The following is a 21188-nucleotide window of genomic DNA, read 5'->3' as shown; positions in this document are numbered from 1 at the left end:
AGAAAGAAGGAGCAAGCAATGAGTATGTACGACCTGCAGGGCCTTGACTCCCCGAAGGAGTCCCTCGCGGAGAGCGAGGCGATGGCCAGCGACATCAGCCTCTGGTCGTGTGGCAACCACCGTCCCTCCAACGCGTCCTGGTTCGCCTGCGGCTGAACCTCCGTGTCGGCCCGTTGAACCGGCGGTCGACCGAACGGTCGAGTGATCCGTCGAGGAGGGCACAACACCCGGGCGGTCGGGCTTCGGTCCGACCGCCCGTCCGCACATCCGTCGGTACATCCACCTCGAGAAACGGTGGCCGTTGATGGCTCACGAGCCCTACGCGAGACTGCGCACCTTCATGGCCATGTTTCGCCTGCGCATCGTCCTCGCCGTCCTCCTGATCACGGGCAACGCCATACTGGCGGTACTGCCGGCGTTCGTGACCCAGCGGCTGATCGACGACGGGGCCATACCGGGCGACACCACACGCATCTACGTCCTGGGCGGAGTACTTCTGGGCATCGGCGTGCTCACGGCCGGCGCCGCGTTGACCGAGCGCTGGTTGGTCGCGAGCCTGGGCGAGGAGGTGTCCGCCCGCATGCGTACCGACCTCTACGAGCACATGCAGGGTCAGACCGCCGCGTTCTTCGCCGGCGCCCGGGTCGGCGCGATCGTCTCGCGCCTTCACGGAGACGTCCAGGGTGTACGTGATGTCATCACCAGGACACTTGCCACCGTCGTGTCCGCCATGGTCACCCTCGTCGTCGCCGGCGCGGCGATCCTCCTGCTGGACTGGCGGATCGCCCTGGCCGTCTTCTTCCTCGCCCCCCTGATCCACGTCCTGACCACCAGGTTCGGCACCACCTTGCGCACGCTGACCCGCGAGCAGTTGGCCGCGACCGCCGACCTGGACTCCACCGCGGCGGAACGACTCGGCCCGCAGGGCGCGGAAGCAATCCGGCTCTACGGCGACGAGCGCACCGAAGCGGAACGGTTTCGGCGACACGTGCACCGACTGCGCGACGTATCCGTACGCGGCGCCGTCCTGGACGGCCGACTGGGAGCGGTCCTGACGCTGCTCGTGGCCGTGGCGACGACCGGTGTCTACACGGCCTCGGGTGTTCTGGTCGCGCGCGGCGCGCTGTCGGTGGGCACCATGGTCGCCCTGGTCGCTCTATTGGCGAGGATCTACGGGCCGCTGACCGCACTGCCGGGCTGCCGACTCGAATTGGTGGCGGGTACCGTCAGCTTCGAGCGGGTGCGCGAGATCATGTTGTTCCGGCCGACCATTCGCGAAGCCGCGAACGCGGCCGAGCCGTGCGGGACATCGGTGGCATTCGTCGACGTCGCATTCGCCTATCCCCCGGAAGACACCGGCGTCCCCGCGTCTTTGCGTGCCGACGCCGACGCCGACCCCGGCACCGCACGATCGACCGGTCGACCGCGTGCCGTCCTCGACGGCATCACATTCGAACTCGCGGCGGGACACACACTGGGCATCGTCGGCCCCTCGGGCGCCGGCAAATCCACGCTCGGACGCCTCCTGACCCGATGCCGGGACGTCGACTCGGGGCACGTGGAGGTCGGCGGCCGAGACGTGCGCGACCTGCGGTTGCGCTCACTGCGCTCCACGGTGGGAGTGGTCACCCAGCAGGCATTCCTCTTCCACGCCACGGTGCGGGAAAACCTACTCTTCGGCGATCCGCTCGCGGACGAACAGGCCTTGATCCGGGCGTGCCGCCTCGCGCAGGTGTGGGCAACGGTCCAACGTCTGCCCCATGGCCTGGACACCGTCCTGGGCGACCGCGGAGTCAACCTCTCGGGCGGCGAACGCCAACGGCTCGCCATCGCGCGCCTGGTGCTCAAGGCACCGGGCATCGTCGTCCTGGACGAGGCCACATCCCAGCTCGACAACGCGACCGAACGGGCACTGATGGACGCCCTTCAGCCATTCCTGAGCACGCGGACATGCCTGATCATCGCGCACCGGCTCTCCACGGTTCGCTACGCCGACCGGGTCCTGGTGATCCAGGACGGCCGCGTGGCCCAGGAGGGAACCCACGCGGAACTGCTCGCCGTCGAGGGCGTCTACCGCCACCTGACCCACGCATGGGAACACGTCCCGACGCGGGCCTGAGCACGGATGCGACCGGTCGGGTGTGCGGCCTTGGTGGCGGTTCAGGCGGTCGAAGTGATCGCTTGGGTGACGGTCGTGCTCGCCGGGGTGGGTGGCCGCAGAGGCGTGCCACAAGCACCCGGCGCAGCTCGGGGGTGCGCCGTCGACGCGCTGCACGCTCACCCTGGCCAGCGGCCTCGATGAGAGCCCGGAAGGCCGCGCCGGGAACGACCGCGGCAAGGTCGGATCGGGCCGTGCCGTAGCCCTGCCGGGCCGCCGCGAGCGCGGCCCCCACGTGCTGCAGGGCCATCCGCACCAGGAGCACCGGGTGTTTGCGCAGGACCTCGTGGCTGCGGTAGCCGGGTGGGCACAGGTCCCACAACCACGCCACCGCCGTGCGCTCCCGGCCGGGCACACCCGGCGAACGCACCTGCTGCGGCCACCCCGGCGGCGCGACACCCGCCCGTCCCCGCAACCTCGGCGACGCCACAGCGAACCCAGTCGTTTGGGCCTTTGCGCCGGCGATCCTAGGCGTTCGTGGTCGGACGCCGACGGTTCTCAGTGGCGGACCAGGCAGAAGGGGTGCCCGGCCGGGTCAGCGTAGATACGCCAGCTTCGCCCGTCCGGGCCGCTGTCGAGCACCGTTGCGCCTGCGGCGAGCACCTCTTGCTGCGCCCGATCGAGATCCGCAACACCCAGGTCCAGATGGAATTGCTGGGGCAGGGCGGGGTTCGGCCACTGTGGGCGTCGGTAGTCCGCGACGCGCTGGAAGGCGAGCACGAGACCGGACGGAGAGTGGAGCGTCGCCCAGGCGTCATCGGTTGCCCAGCGCCGATCCGGCCGATTGACGGCGCCGCCGAGAAGGGACCGGTAGAACTCGGACAACTGCCTCGGATCGGCACAGTCCAACACCACGCACTGCAGGTCGGCAATCACGATCAAACCTTAGGCGCGGCGCTCGGTCGGTTGGTTGGTGGGCGTCGAACCGGGCAACGTCGGAGGCGTCGAATGGGTGGACGTCGTCAACTTCGGCCCCGGCGTGGGTCAGTTGACCGGGCCCGGGCTGCGCTGACATCCCTCGCCGGATGGGTGGGGCGTTCCGGGCGAGCGCCGCGCGGCAGGAGGAGTTGATGCGGCGAATGCAGCAGGGGACCCGCGGGGTGGTCGATGTCGTGGTCGACCGCCACGCGGACCCCGACGCGTGGAACGAGGCGGTACTGCGCCCCGACCCCGTCGTCACCCAGGTCGACGACGGCACCTCCGACACGGTGGGGGATGTGGCGAGCAGCTCGCTCAGCGACTACCGCGCCGTCGCCTCCTTCCTCACCGAACTCGACGTCCGCCCCGGCCAACGCGTCCTGGAGATCGGCACCGGACCCGGCTGGACCGCCGCCCTCCTCGCCTGGCACCTCGGCGACGAGAACATCGTCTCGGTCGAGATCGACCCCGCACTCGCGGCAGACGCCCGCGCCGCCCACGCCCGACTCGGCCTCGCACCTTCGGTGCTCACCGGCGACGGAACCCTCGGCGCCCCCGACCACGGGACGTTCGAGCGCGTACACGCCACCGCCGCGTTCACCCACAAAGTCCCCTACGCGTGGATCGAACAGGCTCGCCCGGGCGCGGTGATCGTCGCCCCGTGGTCGCCCGGCTTCGGCGCCGGCGCCCTCCTGCGCCTGGTCGCGGGCGACGACGGCACGGCGTCGGGGAAACTCGTACGCAGCGTGGCGTTCATGGAGCTGCGCGGCCAACGCGACGACGGCAGCGAAGGATTCGACGCGGCGCGCGAGGCCGAGCCGGCCACGGGCGAGGCGGAGGTGGAGTGGGTCCTGGGGTCGCTGTACCGGGACGGGAACTTCACCCACGCCGTCGCGCTGCACCTCCCCGACGTGCGACTGCAGACACTCGGCGGCGGGACGGTGTGGCGCCTGTGGGACCGGGAGCGTTCCTGGGCGCTGGTCGACGACCGCCCCGGGATCGGCAAGGCCGTCCAAGGCGGGCCCAGGCGGTTGTGGGACGAAGTCGACGCCGCCCTGCAATGGCAGGACGAACACCGTATCCGCGGCTACGACTTCGGCATCACCGTCGAAGCCGACCGACAATGGGCCTGGGCACAACACCCCGAACGACGCTGGGAGATGTAGCCCTCCCTCAGGCATTGCGTCGTCGCGTTCAGATCCGGGGATGCCCTTTGACAACCCGGTGGACCCGGCGATCGGCGGCCCCGAGGAGGACCACCCCGAACGCGGGCTGTGTCGGGCCGCGTTCGTCACCCACCGGTCGTGGGTACGCCGGCTCCTCGACGACTCCACCCTCCCGGCGCACGCCCCGCCCCACGACGACGAACGCGCCGGCCCGCACACCGCCGCCCGACCGTGACACCACCGACCGGCCCGCCACCGCCCCGGCGGCCAGGATCGGGAACCGACCGTCGTCCGGCTCGGCCGGGATCGTCCGTGTCGGCCGTGCAGGCGCTCACGCGGGCGGCTCGACCCGCCCCCGCCAGACGACCGTGTCGAGGGAATCCATCGACGCGTCGTCCAGGAACGGGCTCGGATCGTTCCACCCGATGTCCCACCACGCCCACGACACGCTCCCGCACAGGACCCAGTGCCCGACGGCGCCGCCGTGCAGGGCGCTGGTCCCCGTGACGGAGAAATACCTCGCCCGACGGTGCTCCGGCACCGGCACCTCACCCGGCGGCGGCACATCCAGCGGACGCACGACGGCACCGGGCACGTACGGCTCGATCATCGCCTTCCGCACATCCCGGAAACACACGTCCAGGACCCGGTCGTCCTCGTAACGGATCCCGTACTGCGTCTGACGACGGAACACCATCCTCGAATGACCCGCGTGGTAGGCCCACAACTGCAACGGCGACTGCGGCACCACCAACGGAAACCCACCCGACTCGAAGCTCACCCCGAACCCTCCCCCACACCACGGCCGATGCCCGTGAACCCCACGACCGCACCATCATCCCCACCACAACCACCCGACGACGAACGAACCCCGAGCCCCGAGCGCGGACCGCGCGGCACTTCGACGGCGGCACACCGTGGCCGGACCCCGAGGATCCCCAACCCACGGTCGTGCAACACCACGCCCACACCGGACACCGCGACGGGCCCGCGCCGTCGGAGCGGTCGTACAGGCGTGCCCTGCCCGACCACGGCGACCGCGACAACCCGCAGGTCTTCCCAACGGAACCGACCATCCGTCCCGGATCCCGCAAAACCACAGGCCACACGCCAGACAAGGCCGAACAGGACAGCAAAACCCAGGCCACGCCGTCAAGATCCAAAGTCCCAGATACTGCAAATCCCCTGGTCACCACAAGATCGATCGACAAGATCCTTCAAAGCAGCCGGGACGGAGCAGCCGCGACCCGCCGACCACGTCGGCGACGCGCGCGGAGGTGTTCGCCGTGATCGACGCCGCGTTCGCCCAACGCCGCAAGACGCTGCGCGCCGCCCTGGCGGGCTCGGCGGCGGCGGCGGCCGAGGAGGCCGCCCTGCGCGCCGCGGACATCGACCCACGTACGCGCGGCGAGGCGCTCGGCGTCGCGGAGTTCGCCCGCATCGCCGAGGGGCGACCGGGGCGCGGCTGACCGCGCCCCGGTCGCCCCGGTGCCCGCTACTCGTCGGTCGAGGTCACTTCACACAGACGGCCCGAGCGGTGCCGTGTCGGGTTTGCGGACTGTAGCTGTTCTCGAACCCGACCACCCAGGTCGAACCGCTCATGGGGTAGGAATCGGCGATCGTCGACTCGCCGGAGTCGAAGAGCCCGCCGCTCTCGAAGCCTCCACCGCTCAGCACCGACATGTCCGGAGGGCACGAGACGGCGATCGACCGGTACACACCCGGCTCTATGTCCACGGACAGGGCCTGCACGACCTCGAACCTCTCGAAGCCGCTGCCGCAGACGCCGGACGCCTGGGCGTTGAAGGAGTTCGACGGGGAGAGATTGGTGACGTCGGCCATCCATTCGTCCCACCGATCGACATGGCTGTCGGGGTCCCGGCTGTTGTGCGGCTCCGAAGCCCTGATCGCGATGGGACCCACGGTGGAGTACGACACGCCCCCGCCGAGGATGACCATCCCTGCCGGGCACTGCGGGGAGAACGCGTACTGACTGGACCCCGTGTCGACCCGGACCGGGGCGCCGGTGACTTGATGCCGGTTCAGGCCGTTCGCGCAGACGGCGTAGACGGTGAAGCCCCCGTCGCTGCCGCCGGGTTCGGTGTCGAAGCGAACCCACACGTTCCAGCCGGAGCCGTCCGGCGCGGGCGTCGAGTCGGTGAGCAGCATGCGGTTGAGGAACCCGTAGGCGCCGCCACCGAAGGCGTACGTGCCCGCCGGACACGTGGCCGACGCGGGATTGCTGGTGCCGCGCGGCACCGTGCCCGTGCCGGTGACGATCTGGTACCCGCCGATGGCGTTGCTCCCCGCCGTGCTCGTCGCGGGTGCGGGCGGCGGCTTCCCGGTCTTGTGCGCCGGCGTCGGCGCGGTGCCGGCCGAGGCGACGCCGCCGGCGGCGACGGTGACGGCCAGGGCCACCGCGGCCATCACGGTGCGGGTCGATCGGATGAACGACACGATGAATTTCCCCGTTTCGGTCTTTCCGTGCGATGTCCGGTCGGCTACCAGGTGCAGGTCAGGGTGAAGTCGTCGAGGCGCACCCATTCGCCGTCGTATCCTCGGCCGCTGTCGCTCACGGTGAACCGGACGAAAACCGACTGATAACCGTAGAGCCGGAACGGGTTGGACTGGACGCGCTGATACCCCGTGAAGCTCAGATCCCGGGTGATGTTGTCGATCAGATTGCCGGACGAGTCCCACACCCCGACGGTGATCTCCCGACTGCGGTCGTTGAGCGGATTCGCGAACACCTGGGCCGCGCAGTCGCTCGCCCCGGCGTCCCCCGTGGACACCCAGATGCCCTCGGCGGCGAACCCCTGGGTTCCCGCGTTGAGCCATCCGTTGTTGCTGCCGGAACGCGCGTTGTTCAGACCGAAGTCGAAGCCGGTCGCCGCGTTTCCGACGGTCTCCCTGATCCACTTGCCGGACGGGTTCGACTCGAACCCGTCCTGGTACTGCCGTAACCCGGCCTGGGCCGTTCCGGTGCCGGTGATCAGGAGCGCGGCCAGCGCGACGCCGACGGTCGACCGGCGCAGCGTCTTCGTGGATTTCGTCATGTGGTTTTCCTCGTTTCCCCGTGTCCGCTTCTCAGCGGTCGAATGACGCGACCGTCGACTCGATGCTCGATCGACTCGCCCAGGGCTCGACATCCCCAAATCTGGGGAGGGCGTGGGCGCGGTCAGTATCCGAGAATGGCGCGCAACTCGTCGCGACCGTTGACGCCGATTTTGCGGAATACCGCCTTCAGATGGGTGTTGACGGTGTGCACCGATACGTCGAGCGCGCGGGCGATCTGCTTGGGGGCCGCGCCGGAGTGCAGCTGGCGGACGACCTGGCCCTCGCGGGCGGTGAGACCGTGCCAGGCCGCGAACTCGGGCAGGACGCGGGTGCCGCAGGCGTCCTGGAGGAGCACGGCGACGTCGCCCGTGCCGTCCGGGTTCAGGGGCTGGGCGTGCACGGCGACGCGGCGTCCGAGGAACGCGGCGGGACTGTACGCCACCGGGCGTGGCGCGCCCGGGTCGATCGCGTGGCGCCGCGCGGCCAGGGCGATCTCGCGCATCGACACGTCGGGCATCCACTCCGGGGCCAGGCCGCGTGCGGGGGAGATCTCCCGGAGCCACGCCCGCCCCTCGGCCGTGACCGAACGCACGCGGTCGTCGGGGCCGACGACGACGATCCCCGCGGGCAGGTACGCGTCGCCCGCAGGCGGCAGTTCGGCGCTCGCGTACCCGCGCAACAGGGCGATCAGCGACGGGGCGATCAGGGTCAGTCGCCGCGCGTCGTCGTGGTCGAACGCCGTGCCGCCCGCGCTGCGCAGCAGGGCCAACAGGCCCCACATGCCTCGGCCGTCCCGCAGCAGCAGGCGCACCTCGCTGCCGGCTCCGTGCGCCGTCAGGGTCTCCAGCGCGCGTCGATGCCCCGGCGTGGAACGGTCGTTGCCGCCGAGCAGCCCCACCGGTTCCGGCAGCCTGGCGATGTCGACCGGACTGAACGGGTCCGCCCCCAGGTAGGAGTCGAACAGTTGCGCCCGTGCCAGATCGGGACCCAGGCCGTGCAGGAATCCGAACGAGACGGCCCCGGTGACGGGGTTCATCCCGGACAGCCGCAACCCGTCGTGGGCCACCCACGCATGGAGCGCCTGGGAGACCCGCGCGGCCAACTCGTCCCGGACGAAGCGCTCGCCCGCCGCCGCGCGCAGGGTCCGAGCGAGTCGGTCCGGGGCCTCACGCCTCGACACCGTCGGTTCGAGCCTCGATGGCGCGGAGCACGGCGACCATGTCGCTCGCCCCGTGTCCCAGGGCGACGGTCTCGGCGAACAGCGCGTGACAGACGTCGAGCAGGGGCGAGGCGATGTCGGACTTCGCGGCGGCCTCGGCGATCAGTCGGTTGTTCATGAGCACGTCCAGGGCCGCGGCCTGCGCGGCGAAGTCGCGGGCGAGCAGCTTGGGCGCCTTCATCCGGGACACGGCGCTGGCCATCGGACCGGCGTCGAGCACGTCCAGGAACTGCCGCCGGTCGAGCCCGTGCCGGTCGGCGAAGTGAAACGCCTCGGTGAGGCCGGTGACCATGGTGATCAGGAAGAGGTTGACCGAGAGCTTCATGACCAGCGCGTTCGGGACGGGCCCGCACGTGAAGACCTCCCGACACACCGGCGCCAGCAGCGGGCGCAGCGCCTCGACGGCGTGGGGATCTCCGGCCGTCATGGCCACGAGTTGCCCGGCCTCGGCGGGCACGCGCGAACCGGAGACCGGCGCCTCGACATAACCACCGCCGGCCGCGCGGATGTCGGCTTCGAGGCCGCGCGAGTAGTCGGGTGAGGTCGTCCCCATGTGGACGATCGTGTGTGCGCTCACCCGCTTGTGGAAGGCGGGGGTGTCGCGGCCCAGGACGGCGTCGATGGCGGCCTCGTCGGCCAGCATGAGGATCACAAGCCGCGCCCGTTCGAAGACTTCGTCGGGACGCGCCGCCACCTCGGCGCCGGCCGCGCGCAGCGGCTCGGTCTTGGCGACGGTGCGGTTCCAGACCACGAGCGGTGTTCCGGCTCGGGCCAGGTTGAGTGCCATGGGTTGTCCCATGAAGCCGAGACCGACGAAACCGACGTCCACCATGTTCAACCACCATCGTCCCTGGCCGCTGACCTCGTCTTCTATGACGAGTGTCATAGTATCGTGAGAATGCGATGATCGTCTGCGGTACGCGGGCGAGGGGAGGTTGGCATGGCGGAGCGGGGACCGCGTGAGCGGATCGTGTTCAGCGCGGCCCAACTCATCCGGCGCGACGGTGTGACCGGAACGGGCGTCCGGGACGTGGTCGAGCATGCGCACGCGCCGCGCGGGTCGCTCCGGCACTACTTCCCGGGCGGCAAGGAGCAGTTGGTCAACGAGGCCGTGGCCTGGGCCGGGCGCTACGCCGAGAGGCGGATCGCCCGCTTCCTGGCGGAGATCCCCGAGCCGCTGCCGAGTCTGCTCTTCGCCGCCATGGTCGGGCAGTGGGTCGACGAGTTCGAGACGGCGGGCTTCACGGGCGGCTGCCCGTTGGTCGCCGCGACGGTGGACTGCTCGCAGACGGCCGACTCCACCCGGACGGCGGTGGCCGCGGCGTTCGCCCGATGGAACCGACCGGTGGCCGCGGCGCTCGCCGACATGGGCGTGCCCGGCGCTCGCACGGAGGCTCTGGCGACGCTGACGATCAGCGCGCTGGAGGGCGCCATCCTGATCGCGAGGGCGGAGCGGGATGTGCGGGCACTCACGACGGTGGCCCGGGAACTGGGGCCGCTTTTGGATGCGTGTGTGGTGGGGGTGGATGAGGGCGGGGGGTGAGGCGGGCTGGTTGGTGGGGTGGATCTCCGGGGAGCGCTCTGCGTTTGTTCGGCGTTGGCTTTTTCTATGCTGCGGCCGGATCACCACTTTTTCTCCCCCGTTTCGCCGAGCGAGAACAACTGGGTTCTATTTCTCGGATCATGTGCGGAGCCAGATGAAGAGCGCGGCGAGGGTGACGGTCCCGAGGTAGACGTAGGCGCGTTTGTCGTAACGAGTCGCGACGGCCCGGTGGATTTTGAGACGGTTGATCGCCCGTTCGACGACGTTGCGTTTGCGGTACAACTCCGCACCGAACCCGACCGGACGACCACCCGCGGAACTGAACCGCTCCGGGTTAGATCGAGACTCTCATTCTTGAGAGGATCGGACGAATCATGCCGAAGCACTATCCAAAGGACCTCAAGGAACGGGCCGTGCGCTTGGTGCTGGAGTCCCGCGACCAGTACGAATCCGAACGCGCAGCGATCCGATCGGTCGCCGCCAAGCTCGATGTGGGATCCGAGTCGCTGCGCCATTGAGTGCGTCAGGCCGAGGTCGACGCGGGCGGCCGGCCCGGGACCACGACGGAGGAATCCGCGCACCTCAAGGCGTTGAAACGGAAGAACGGCGAGCTCGAGCGCGCGAACGAAATCCTCAAGGCGGCGGCGTCTTTCTTCGCGGCCGAGCTCGACCGGCCACACACACGCTCGTAGCCTTCATCGACGAGCATCGGGACCGCTTCGGCGGAGTCAAGCCGATCTGCACTGTGCTCACCGCACACGACTGCAGCATCCACCCGAGCACCTACTACGCGTACAAGAAGCGCACACCCTCGGCACGGTCCGTTCGCGACGCGAAACCGACCGCAGGCGATCACCGCATCACATCAAGATCAGCATCCTCGAGGCGACCTCATCCTCCGTCCAAGGGTTTTCCCAACGGAACCGACCATCCGTCCCAGATTCTGCAAAGCCACAGACCACAGGCCAGACAAAGCCGAGCAACACAGCAAAACCCAGGCCACACAGCCAAGATCCAAAATCCCGGATCCTGCAAACCCAATGGTCAACACATGATCGACCGACAAGGCCTTTCAAAACAGCCGGGACGGAGCACCCCGGACGCCCTCCTGCGGCCCTCGTATCCCAGATCCGCCACCAGGCCACCCAACCGGCCGACACAACGCCACACAGCGCCATCGACAGGCTCAGGCGTCAGACCGACAACCCCACCCAAAAGTCGTAAGGAAAACCAGACAGGAAAACTCGACAGGAAACCGAAAGACGCCCCACAGGAACCGCCACGCCAGCGACACCGGTCCGCCTCAACCGCGGCCAGGACCCACCGACCGGACGTCCCAGGCCTCACCCGCCGAAACAGCCCACCCCCGTCCACGGGTTTTCCCGACGGAACCGACCATCCGTCCCAAATCCTGCAAAACCACAGGCCACAAGCCAGACCAAAGCCGCGCAAGACAGCAAAACCCAGGCCACGCACCCAAGATCCAAAATCCCAGACCCTGCAAACGCACTGGTCAACACATGATCAACCGACAAGAACTTTCAAAACAGCCGAGACGGAGCAAGCGAAGTGCCTCTCGGTCGACGCGGGTGCGCCCGGTGCGTTCGAGGGGGGCGGTGTCTGTGGTGTCGATGGCGCAGGTGTCGGAGGGCGGCCGGGCCCACTACGTCCCGGCCGAGCCGTGCGACGGCCGGCCCCGGCGCTCGGCGCCTTGCTGGCCACGCCCGGAAACCGGTGGTGAGCGTGTCCCGACGAGCCGACCTCGACGAGTTGATCCCCGCCGGCACCGCGCACCGCCCCCAACAGCCCGCGGCGCCGGCGTCCACCGCGACACGGCGGGCCCCCGATCGGGGGCCGGCCGTGTCGTCGGGCGGGGTGTCGCGTCAGGCGTGGGTGGGGCCGGGCAAAAGGGGTTGGCGGACGTCGCGGTGGGTGACGCGGGTGTCGCCGTCGGCGAGCGCGTACCCCGGGGCGACGGCCGCCGCGACCGCCACCGCCGGAACGGATCGACCGACCCATTCGCTGGCTCCCTCAACGCGAGCTCCACCGGTCCCGGGCGGTCCGGACTCCTCGGAAGTCTCAGGTGTGGGGTATCTCGATGTGACGAGGTTTGGAACGGTCGGGGGCGTCGTACCGAAACTGGAAGACGTGGATCCGCTTCGGGTCGACCGACGCTGGCACCGGCTCCCGGAGGTAGCAACGGAGCTTGTATGTCGCTCCGGCCGGCATAGGCTCCCCGGAGTCGTCGAGTTCCTCGGGGTCCCCCTCGAAGGTCCGGTCCCGGTGCTCGCAGACCGGCCACGCGTAAATGCATCCGGGGCCGGGCGGTTGTTCGCAGACCGCACCGCCGGCTCCCGAGCCCGGATCCGCGGCGAAAACGAGTTCCTCGACGAGTTTGCTCGGTTCGGCGGTCCGATCCCTCTGGAGATTCTCCAGGGTGAGGTCGACATGGAGGAACACCTTCCCCGGGGGTGCCGCCTCCTTCCGCGCCTGGGGCCCACTGCCGAGGATCGGCAGAGGCGTGCGATACCGGAAACCCTCCCAGTCGGTCAACTCGATCGTCTCGTCCGCGGGTCGCGGATCGGGTCGGCGCTCTGCGCCCTCGGCCGGGGCCGTCGAGGCCGACGAGGCGCGAGGGGGCGGATCGTCACCGTTCCCACCACAGGCCGACGCCAGTAAGAGCCCCGCGGCGACACCCGCGGACACCAGTCCGTTGCGCATGATCGATCTCCCACCTGTGGGACGGGACGAACACGACGGCCCCAGCCTGCCAGCCCCACCCCCCATCCGAAGGGCAACTCCCGGACTTCGACCGCCCACCCCCCGGGGAGACACCCCGGTGGACCCGGACCGACGCCCGGCCACCGCCACCACCGACCGGCCTCGGCCTCCATCCACGCAGAAGGAACCGCCACACCTTCGAACCCGATTCGGCTCACCGCGACACCGCACGACCTCAGTACCTGACGCTGTGGGTCTGTAAATCGAACGGCTCTGGATCACATCCGGTGGTAGCGGAGCGTCAGTCCCCGATCATGTTCGGGTGCTGAGTGCGAATGAGCTTGCGGGTGTGGTGTTTTCGGGGCTTTCGCCGCTGGTTGTCATTGACGTGGCGGACAGTGAGGGGGTGATCCGGGTCCGGGCGCGGACTGCCGATTCACCGGTGTCGTGTCCGGCATGCGGGTGTCTGAGTGGCCGGGTGCACGCCTTCCACGAACGCAGAGTGACGGATGTACCGGAGGATGGTCGTCCGGTCGTGCTGTCGGTACGGATGCGGCGTCTGGCCTGTCCTCGGTTGGGCTGTCCGCGTCGCACGTTCCGTGAGCAAGTACCCGGCCTGCTCGAGCGCTACTGCCGTCGGACGACGCGGTTGACGAGACAACTCGGCTGCGTGGTCCGCGAGTTGGCGGGGAGGGCGGGTGCCCGCTTGTCCCGGGCTTTGGGAACGGCGATATCGCGGTCGACCGCGCTGCGGATGCTGCTGCGGCTTCCGCTGCCGCCGCTGCACGTTCCACAGGTCTTGGGTGTCGACGACTTCGCGCTCAGGCGCCGAGCCGGTACGCAACCATCCTGACGGACGCGGAGACCGGCGCGCGGATCGACGTCCTGCCCGGCCGCGGCGTGGACGCGCTCGAAGCCTGGCTCCGCCGGCACCCCGGCGTCGAGGTCGTCTGCCGGGACGGCTCCGGCGCCTACGCCGAGGCGATTCGCCGCGCGCTTCCCGACGCGGTGCAGGTCAGCGATCGGTGGCACCTGTGGAGCAACCTATGCGGCAAGACACTCGCCGAGGTGCGATCGCACAGCGCCTGCTGGGCCACCGTCAACCCACCCCGCCCTGGCGGAGCACACGAGCAGACCACTCGCGAACGATGGCATCGGATCCACGACTTGATCGGCAAAGGCGTCGGCCTGCTCGAGTGCGCCCGCCGACTGAACCCGACACTGAACACCGTCAAACGCTATGCGCGCATCCGCGAACCGGAAGCCCTGCGGCGGGCACAGCGCTACCGGCCCACCCTCGTCGACCCGTTCCGCGACCACCTGCGCACCCGCCGGGCCGACGACCCCGCAGCCCCCGTCCTCCAGCTCTACCGCGAGATCCAGGAACAGGGCTACACCGGCAGTCTCAATCTCCTCTACCGCTACCTCACCCAAGGTCGGGCCGAAGGCGACCGGCCCGTCATCACCCCCAGGCGCTTGGCCCGCCTCCTCCTCACCCGCCCCGATAACCTTCGGGACAAGGACGCCGAGCTCTTACGGGAGCTCACCGCATCCTGCTCGGAGATGACCGAACTCTCCTGCCTTATCGGTCAGTTCGGTGAACTCCTCGCACCATCCGCCGGCAACGACACCAAGCTCACCGCCTGGATCACCGCCGTCCGCGCGTCCGACCTGCCCCATCTGCACGCCTTCGCCAACGGCCTCGAGCTCGACCGCCCCGCAGTCGACGCCGGGCTCACCCTGCCCCACCACAACGGCCGCACCGAGGGCGTCAACACACGGACCAAACGCATCATGCGGCAGATGCACGCACGCGCCGGCTTCAGCCTCCTCCGCCACCGGATCCTGCTCGACTGACGTCGCACACCGCTACCACCGGATGTGATCCAGAGCCGTTAGTTTTACAGTCCCCGGAATACGGGAGCCGGGCGCGAGGCCGGCGCCCGGGTATCGAGCTGTGACCGCGAACTCCGGTACATGGAAAGGCAGTGTCGGGTTCGTCGGGCAGTGAGCCGTGCCGTGGATCAGGCACACGCGTCGGATTCCACGTGTCCCGGGTCGGCGGCTTCGACGAGGCGCGAGTCGGACAACTCCCAGGCGCGCCGGTACGCGGCCGGGCCGCGGGTCACCTCGATGGGAACGGGTGGCAGAGCCGGGTTCCTTGCCTCGGTGGCGGCTGCGGGAGTCGGCTTCGCCTTCGCCCCACGGAGGCAGTTCATGGGTGTGACGGCGAAGAGGCGGCCGTTGTTGGTCACCAGGAGATGTCCCGGCTTGTTCCGGATGCGGTAGTCGATGCGAATGTCGAACGACACGGCGTGCGTCGTGGTGATGGATCTGATCATCAGGACGTCTTCCCGATCGTTGAGTGTCAGGGTCTTGCCCTGGAAGAAGAGACCCCCCGGACGGGGCTGCAGGTCGTCGCCCTCGACCGCCACGCGTGCGCGCGGTTCGATCTCGTCGAGATCGAACATCATCTTCAGGGTCGTCCCGGAATCCTGAGGCGGTACGTTCACCAAGGTCCCGGCGTAGGGCGCGGTGCGTCGGATGTCGACCGGGCGGATCTCGTCCACCTCGATCGGCTCTCCCCGTGCGGACGTCAGCGGGACACGCAAGGTGAGTCGCCCCAACTCGGCTCCTCCGGCCACTCGCAGTTCGGCGGCCAGCCGGTCGAAGGTGTAGGAGTCGTCGTACGGGGGTCCCAGTGTCCAGCGACGCATGTACGCCTGCTGTTCCGGAGTCGGCTCGACGCCGACGGGCAAGGCGAGAAGCCAACCGTGGTCCTGGAATTGCACCGTGTAGCGGATGTCGGGTTCGACCTGGGCGGAACGTCGAGTCGCCTGTTTCCGCTCCCACGGAAACACGGGGTGGTCCTGGAACACCGCGAGGCCGGTCACGGTGCCCACCAGGACGGCGGCGATCCCCACCCTGCCCCGCGTGATCCACGGGAAGGACCGCGGCGCATCCTTCGGGAAGGACGCGGGCGATCCGGCGCTCTCGCCGGCCGGGGACGCGGAACTCGACACCGGGGGCGCGACCGGTCTGCTGGGGAGAGCGGGCGCGTCGTCGACGAACCCACCATGTACACCACGCCCTCGCCCGGGCCGGCGTTGCGCCTCCGCGGCGGCCCGAAGCTCGAAGAGGTCCGGCAAGGGCCTGCGATTCGGATTCTTGGCCGCGAGCTCTTGGAGTCGTTCCACCAGGAACCGAAACACCGGAGAGTCGCCCGGGACCACCGGTCGGTCCGCCTGGAACCACTCGCTCAGCGACGCCTTCCTCAGCGACACCCGTGGTTCACGGCGCGCTCCGGCATCGATGAGGCTCTGATAGGACGGATTTCCGGCGTCCTCGCGCAGGACACGCAGAGCGGTCTTGAACGCCTCCACGGCGGCGCCGCTACGCGTCACGGGCAGCTCGCGACCGTTCGGCGCGTGCGACCCGAACCCGGCCCCGGACACTTTCTCATCCGACATCCCGCCAGCGTAGATGTGCCGTTCGCCGCGCGCAGCCACTCGCCGAACCCCTCCCTGAACTCCCCGGATTGGTCCCACCACCCGGCCCGCATCGGCCGGACCGACCCGCAAGGAGACACGATGAACCACCGGCGCCCCCACCACTCGACCCAAGAGACCGACCCCGCCGCGTCGACGCCTCGAACCGCCTCAGGACTGCGAGGGCCGATCCTCTCCGGCACCGCCTCGGGCATCGCGCGGGCCGTCCTCGACTGGATCATCGGCCGGATCACCGACACCTGGTGAGACACCCGACCGGACGACCCGTGCCGAACCTTCGGCCCGGCCTTCCCGAACGGGGCGACGAAGAAGGGCGGTTCGGCGCGGAGGCACCGAGTGCTTCACTCCCCCGGATCAGCTGTCCCGGCGCTACCCGCAGGTACGAAAGCCCGTTGTCGCCGCCGTGCGAGCCCGCGGGGCGCAGCGGGCGAACGTGCGCCGTCGTAGCGTCCTCAACCACGCAGGCGAGGGCGCAGCAGGAGCTGTGGCCAGAGTCGGTGTCGTGGTGGTCGAAGTGCCGGCGCTGCGGACGGCCCCGGAGCTGTGGATACCGGCCCTGGCCGCGGCGGCGGCGTACCGGGAGAAGGAGGGGCGTCCGGTCGTGCCGCGCGAACACGTCGAGACCGTCGGGATCGACGGCGCGGCGCACCACATCGGACTCGGCGTCGACGTGGTCCGCCGAGTGGGTCCGGGTGCTCACCGTGCCGGGGATGCGGTGGGCATGCGATCGGTCTCGTTCGCATGAACCGCCCGCCGTCCGGTCCAGATCGGCACCCTCGAGGCGACCCCGTCCTCCTCACTCCACCGGTTTTCCCAACGGAACCGAGCATCCGTCCCAGGTTCTACAAACCCACAGGCCACAGGCCAGGCCACGTCGAGCAAGACAGCGAAACCCCAGGCCACACGGTCAGGATCCAAAATCCCGGATTCTGCAAACCCAATGGTCAACACATGATCGATCGACAAGATCTTTCAAAACAGCCGGGACGGAGCAGCCAGCGCGTCGAAGGACTGGACGCAATCCAGGAGGCGGTCGCCATCCGACGGCGCCTGGCGGCCGCAGACCCCGCCGCACACGAGGCAGACCTCGCCAACTCGTTGAACAACCTGTCGATCCGGTACGGGGAGGTCGGCCAGCGCGATGAGAGCCTGGCCGCCATCGAGGAAGCCGTCAAGATCCGCCGCCGCCTCGCAACCGCGAACCCCGCCGCACACGAAGCCGACCTCGCCACGGCGTTGAGCAACCTGTCGGTGCGGTACGAGGAAGTGGACCGGCCGGACGAGGGCTTTGCCGCAATCACGGAAGCCGTCGAGGTCTACCGCCGCCTCGCAACCGCGAACCCCGTCGCGCATCACGCCGACCTCGCCACGGCGTTGGACAGCCTGGCGATCCGGTACGGGGAGGTCGGCCGGCGCGATGAGAGCCTGGCCGCGATCGACGAAGCCGTCGAGATCTACCGCCGCCTCGCAACGGCGAACCCCGCCGCACACCCGGAGCTCGCCACGACATCGAACAACGTGTCGGTCGATTACGGCGCGCGGGGCCGGCGCAGCGAGGGTCCGGCCGCGATCGATGAAGTCGTTGGGGTCTACCGCCGCCTCGCGCAGGCGAACCCCGCCGCGCATCTGGCCGATCTCGCCATGGCGTTGAACAACCTGGCGGCCTGGTACGGCGGGTTGGGCCGGCGCAGCGAGAGCCTGGCCGCGATCGAGGAAGCCGTCAAGATCCACCGCCGCCTGGCGCAGGCGAACCCCGCCGCACATCTGGCCGATCTCGCCATGGCGTTGAACAGCCTGTCGATCCGGCTCGGGGAGATGGGCCGGCGCATCGAGGGACTGGCCGCGATCGAGGAAGCCGTCAAGATCCGCCGCCGTCTCGCAATCGCGAACCCCGCCGCACACGAAGCCGACCTCGCCACGGCGTTGAGCAACGTGGCGGTCGAATACGGCACGCTGGGCCGGCCGGACGAGGGCTTGGCCGCGATCGAGGAAGCCGTCGACGTCTATCGCCGCCTGGCCCTGGAACTGCCGGAGGCATTCGCCGCACGCCTACGATCCGCACGGGAGACACACGCAGATCTGCTCGATGCCCTCGGGCGCTTCGACGAAGCCCGCAGGATCCGCCGCCAGCTCACCGACGAGGACCCCGAGGACTGACGACTCCCGCGCCCCCGGCCCCGCGCTCCGACGTCGGGCCATCGGCCGGACACGGCATCTCCGGGTGTCCCAGCGCCTGGACGGGGCCGTTGCCGAGTCGGTGCCGCCTTGGACGGGCCGGGGGCCACTGCGAGCTCGTCGCGGTCGGCCGTCGTCTCCATCGAGGTGTCGGCGCAGCGCCGCATCGCCGAGTTCCTCGACGAGTGTGCCTGCGTGTAGGCGGTGTTCCACCGGTTGCACGTCTCGTCCTGTGGATCGACCCAGGCAACCGAATGCTTTCCCTGAACGTGAGGCCGAGCAGGGCCGGGTTCCTCCTGTTCAAGTGATGCACCAGCTGTGTTGCTCGAGGCAGCGGTCACGAGACCCCTCCGAGCAGGGATGGTTTCTCCCTGCAGCAGGCACCAACCGGCGGCCCGCTGGGACTCGTAGGGATGAAGGACCTACAGCAACCCCGCGGAGACGACACATCCAACCGGAAACCGAGCCAAAAGGCGTAAGGAAACCCGACAGGAAAACCGAGCAGGAACCAAAGGCCAACTACTCACCGCCACCGGCACAACCCCGCTCCTCGCGGTAGCGAACGCCGGCAACCACGCCCCGCGTTCGGCGCACCGGCCGCCGGACCCACCCCGCGGCACGACTGGCGCGACGGGACGAGGGCCCGGTCAGGAGCGTTCGGGGATCTCGTGATCGGGCCTGTCGTACCACGGGACCTGGTGCACCTCGCCCGCGCCGACGGTCACCGTCAGGCCGAAGTCGAACACCTCCGGACGACCCACCCCGTCCCACCACCGGTAGGCATCCTCGACCTCGCTCCACAACGAACGCGGCCCCGCCTGAAGGACGTTCGCCCGACGGCCCCGGGCAAAGCCCGCCGCGGCCACCGACGCAGCCGCGCCACCGGCCGTCAACCACAGCGTGCCCTCACCGGCGCCCTCGCCGGGAACGAGTACGGGCACGCACCCGGGAACCCGCAGACCGATCACGAAGGCGACCGGATCGTAAGGACCACCGACCACATCCGCCAACGACAGCTCGGTGCCACCGGCACGCGCGGTGTCCGGCCACCCCTCGGGAACATCGATCCTCGGCGGCACCGCACGTTGCGCCCGCAGCTTCATGAACGACAACGCCATCGTGAACGGACCACACGCCCGCGCCGGCCCCTCCACGACCAGGCGCAGTGCCGCGTCGTGGGGGCTGTAGTCGGTCCCCCAGGGGAGCAGGAGGATCGCGCCGGGGGCGGCCTGTTCGAGCCAGCCGGCGGGGATGTGTCGGACTCCGGCGGTCACGTGGATCCGGTCGTAGGGGGCGCCTGCGGGGTGGCCGTGGGCACCGTCGCCGGTGATCACGGTGACGTGCGGGTAGCCGGCGCGGACGAGGTTTTTCCGGGCCCGGTCGGCGAGGTGCTCGTCGACCTCAACGGTCGTCACCGCGCAGCCGCGGGCCGCCAGCAGGGCGGACGTGTAGCCGGTTCCGGTGCCGATGTCGAGGACGCGTTCGCCGCCGTGGATGTCCAGGTCCATGAGCATGTCGGCGACGGCGGAGGGCATCGACGCCGACGACGACGCCACCAGGCCCGGGGCGGGCCCGGTGTGGCGGCCGTCGTCCCACTGGGTCACCAACGCGGTGTTCCCCCGCACCGCCTCCTCCCACGCGACGGGGTCCAGCGCGCGGTCCACGGCGCCGTGTTGGCCGTCGTAGGTGAACGGCCACACCCGATCCGGGACGAACAGCGCGCGGTCCACGTCGCGAAACGCCCGCTCCCACCCCGCCGGCATACGGTCCATCGACACCAACAGGTCCGCAATCGACGCCGGTTCCACCGCTCAGTCGTCCTTACGGCGACGACCCGGCCCCGGCGGGCGATCCCCATCCGGACTCGGCGTCGGGGACGGACTCGGACGCGGATTCGTCGGCGGCTCCAGAATCGGCGCAGGATCACCACCGTGATCTCCAGGCATTGCGCCACCTCCAGTGACCGAGACGCTACACGTCGGAGCGTAGGAGGAACGAACCACGCACGTCAACGAAACCGCGACGTTCCCCATCCAGCCGTCACAGACCCACCACGGCCGTCCCGAGAGTCGCTCCGCACCCCACCGAAGGCCACGAAACACGGCCCGGCTGCCGCCCTTCCCGCCCCCGAACACCTGGGCGCAGCGGGGAACATGACCATCCCAGAGCGCGAACGATTGTGCCGGGCCCGGCGCAGCGCAAGGACACAGGACTCGTCTCTCAGTTCTCGGTCGTATCGAGAAGGTCCGCCTGTGTGGCAATGATCGAGATTGCGCCTCCTGCGGTGTCCGGTCCCACAGCGCTGCCAGTTGGGCGACCACCTCCGGGAGATCGGAGGGGCGACTGGGTCGAGAGGTGTGGCGTGCGAATGGCCCGTCCGTTTTCAGAAGGACTCGAGCCGGTGGCAGCGCTTGCATGAGCGTTCGGCCTTTGACCTGGAGGTCATGGCTGTGTTCACGGAGAAGTACATGCCAGCGTCGAGGGCGTCGTCGAGGTGTCGTGGGCCGGTGTACCAGTGCAGGATCGCCGGGATCCGCCGTCGGCCAATTTGCGGATGGTGTCCGCTTCGGCCCCTCGGCTGTGCACCGTTACCGGCCGTGTTCGCAGGTGGATTCACGCGTAGCCGACAAGATCGACCGCCGTGCGCTGCTGCCCGGCCTGATCCACGCGGACCCGACCGAGGGCAGCGTCCTCATCGATACTCGCGGCGTGGACGTGTTCG

Annotated in this window: 19 protein-coding genes and 3 pseudogenes; 12 read left to right on the top strand and 10 right to left on the bottom strand. The window is 69.5% G+C overall.

Annotated elements, in window-relative coordinates:
* Positions 1-18: 18 nt before the first annotated feature.
* Both ACZOOI_RS45550 and ACZOOI_RS45545 read left to right on the top strand, forming a co-directional pair.
* Complete coding sequence (locus ACZOOI_RS45550; RefSeq protein WP_465282692.1) at positions 19-156, top strand: SapB/AmfS family lanthipeptide; 138 nt, start codon at positions 19-21, stop codon at positions 154-156.
* 148 nt (positions 157-304) lie between these two features.
* Positions 305-2119, top strand: a complete 1815-nt coding sequence (locus ACZOOI_RS45545; protein WP_465282691.1) for an ABC transporter ATP-binding protein — start codon at positions 305-307, stop codon at positions 2117-2119.
* A gap of 537 nt (positions 2120-2656) precedes the next feature.
* Here ACZOOI_RS45545 and ACZOOI_RS45540 read toward each other — a convergent pair.
* On the bottom strand, positions 2657-3034 hold the full coding sequence (locus tag ACZOOI_RS45540; RefSeq protein WP_465282690.1) for a VOC family protein: 378 nt from the start codon (positions 3032-3034) through the stop codon (positions 2657-2659).
* Between the two features lie 203 nt (positions 3035-3237).
* On the opposite strand from ACZOOI_RS45540, the gene ACZOOI_RS45535 reads away from it, so the two are divergent.
* Positions 3238-4242, top strand: a complete 1005-nt coding sequence (locus tag ACZOOI_RS45535; RefSeq protein ID WP_465282689.1) for a methyltransferase domain-containing protein — start codon at positions 3238-3240, stop codon at positions 4240-4242.
* 40 nt (positions 4243-4282) lie between these two features.
* A complete protein-coding gene (locus ACZOOI_RS45530) occupies positions 4283-4477 on the top strand; it encodes a hypothetical protein (protein ID WP_465282688.1) in 195 nt (64 codons plus the stop codon).
* Between the two features lie 96 nt (positions 4478-4573).
* Here ACZOOI_RS45530 and ACZOOI_RS45525 read toward each other — a convergent pair whose 3' ends face one another.
* A complete protein-coding gene (locus ACZOOI_RS45525; protein WP_465282687.1) occupies positions 4574-5023 on the bottom strand; it encodes a hypothetical protein in 450 nt (149 codons plus the stop codon).
* 460 nt (positions 5024-5483) lie between these two features.
* On the opposite strand from ACZOOI_RS45525, the pseudogene ACZOOI_RS45520 reads away from it, so the two are divergent.
* Positions 5484-5711: pseudogene (locus tag ACZOOI_RS45520) on the top strand (16S rRNA (adenine(1518)-N(6)/adenine(1519)-N(6))-dimethyltransferase RsmA); the annotation flags it as partial.
* A 43-nt stretch (positions 5712-5754) separates the two neighbouring features.
* Here ACZOOI_RS45520 and ACZOOI_RS45515 read toward each other — a convergent pair.
* The 4 genes from ACZOOI_RS45515 to ACZOOI_RS45500 form a co-directional block, all read right to left on the bottom strand.
* Positions 5755-6699, bottom strand: a complete 945-nt coding sequence (locus tag ACZOOI_RS45515; RefSeq protein WP_465282686.1) for a hypothetical protein — start codon at positions 6697-6699, stop codon at positions 5755-5757.
* Positions 6700-6743: 44 nt separating this feature from the next.
* Positions 6744-7298 (bottom strand): hypothetical protein, encoded by a 555-nt coding sequence (locus ACZOOI_RS45510; protein ID WP_465282685.1) that lies wholly within the window; start codon positions 7296-7298, stop codon positions 6744-6746.
* Positions 7299-7420: 122 nt separating this feature from the next.
* Positions 7421-8479 carry a helix-turn-helix transcriptional regulator gene (locus tag ACZOOI_RS45505; protein ID WP_465282684.1) on the bottom strand — a complete coding sequence of 353 codons (1059 nt, stop codon included), beginning with the start codon at positions 8477-8479 and terminating at the stop codon, positions 7421-7423.
* Positions 8466-9347 (bottom strand): NAD(P)-dependent oxidoreductase, encoded by an 882-nt coding sequence (locus tag ACZOOI_RS45500; RefSeq protein WP_465284177.1) that lies wholly within the window; start codon positions 9345-9347, stop codon positions 8466-8468. The genes ACZOOI_RS45505 and ACZOOI_RS45500 overlap by 14 nt, the downstream gene beginning before the upstream one ends.
* Positions 9348-9458: 111 nt before the next feature.
* Here ACZOOI_RS45500 and ACZOOI_RS45495 point away from each other — a divergent pair, with 111 nt between their 5' ends.
* Positions 9459-10061 carry a TetR/AcrR family transcriptional regulator gene (locus tag ACZOOI_RS45495; protein ID WP_452132195.1) on the top strand — a complete coding sequence of 201 codons (603 nt, stop codon included), beginning with the start codon at positions 9459-9461 and terminating at the stop codon, positions 10059-10061.
* 138 nt (positions 10062-10199) lie between these two features.
* Here the strand turns inward: ACZOOI_RS45495 and ACZOOI_RS45490 are convergent.
* Positions 10200-10343: pseudogene (locus ACZOOI_RS45490) on the bottom strand (IS5/IS1182 family transposase); the annotation flags it as partial.
* 92 nt (positions 10344-10435) lie between these two features.
* Between ACZOOI_RS45490 and ACZOOI_RS45485 the strand changes: the two are divergent.
* Both ACZOOI_RS45485 and ACZOOI_RS45480 read left to right on the top strand, forming a co-directional pair.
* Complete coding sequence (locus ACZOOI_RS45485; RefSeq protein ID WP_465282683.1) at positions 10436-10579, top strand: hypothetical protein; 144 nt, start codon at positions 10436-10438, stop codon at positions 10577-10579.
* A complete protein-coding gene (locus ACZOOI_RS45480) occupies positions 10580-10753 on the top strand; it encodes a hypothetical protein (RefSeq protein ID WP_465282682.1) in 174 nt (57 codons plus the stop codon).
* A gap of 1387 nt (positions 10754-12140) precedes the next feature.
* Here the strand turns inward: ACZOOI_RS45480 and ACZOOI_RS45475 are convergent.
* Positions 12141-12782 carry a hypothetical protein gene (locus tag ACZOOI_RS45475; protein WP_465282681.1) on the bottom strand — a complete coding sequence of 214 codons (642 nt, stop codon included), beginning with the start codon at positions 12780-12782 and terminating at the stop codon, positions 12141-12143.
* A gap of 322 nt (positions 12783-13104) precedes the next feature.
* Here ACZOOI_RS45475 and ACZOOI_RS45470 point away from each other — a divergent pair.
* Positions 13105-14639, top strand: a pseudogene (locus ACZOOI_RS45470) (ISL3 family transposase).
* Between the two features lie 167 nt (positions 14640-14806).
* On the opposite strand, the gene ACZOOI_RS45465 reads toward ACZOOI_RS45470, so the two are convergent.
* Positions 14807-16252: a hypothetical protein gene (locus ACZOOI_RS45465; protein ID WP_465282680.1), complete on the bottom strand. Its 1446-nt coding sequence runs from the start codon at positions 16250-16252 to the stop codon at positions 14807-14809.
* A 120-nt stretch (positions 16253-16372) separates the two neighbouring features.
* Here ACZOOI_RS45465 and ACZOOI_RS45460 point away from each other — a divergent pair, with 120 nt between their 5' ends.
* The 3 genes from ACZOOI_RS45460 to ACZOOI_RS45450 all read left to right on the top strand — a co-directional run bounded on the left by ACZOOI_RS45460 (position 16373) and on the right by ACZOOI_RS45450 (position 18448).
* Positions 16373-16537, top strand: coding sequence for a hypothetical protein (locus ACZOOI_RS45460; RefSeq protein WP_465282679.1), 165 nt, complete (start codon positions 16373-16375; stop codon positions 16535-16537).
* Between the two features lie 256 nt (positions 16538-16793).
* Positions 16794-17036 carry a hypothetical protein gene (locus tag ACZOOI_RS45455; RefSeq protein WP_465282678.1) on the top strand — a complete coding sequence of 81 codons (243 nt, stop codon included), beginning with the start codon at positions 16794-16796 and terminating at the stop codon, positions 17034-17036.
* Between the two features lie 206 nt (positions 17037-17242).
* Complete coding sequence (locus tag ACZOOI_RS45450; RefSeq protein ID WP_465282677.1) at positions 17243-18448, top strand: tetratricopeptide repeat protein; 1206 nt, start codon at positions 17243-17245, stop codon at positions 18446-18448.
* Positions 18449-19113: 665 nt separating this feature from the next.
* Here ACZOOI_RS45450 and ACZOOI_RS45445 read toward each other — a convergent pair.
* Positions 19114-20238, bottom strand: coding sequence for a methyltransferase domain-containing protein (locus tag ACZOOI_RS45445; RefSeq protein ID WP_465282676.1), 1125 nt, complete (start codon positions 20236-20238; stop codon positions 19114-19116).
* Positions 20239-21188 lie beyond the last annotated feature (950 nt).

This window comes from Embleya sp. L77, assembly GCF_055557415.1.
Note: the sequence above shows the minus strand (reverse complement) of the source record. Positions and strands in the feature narration are given on the sequence as shown.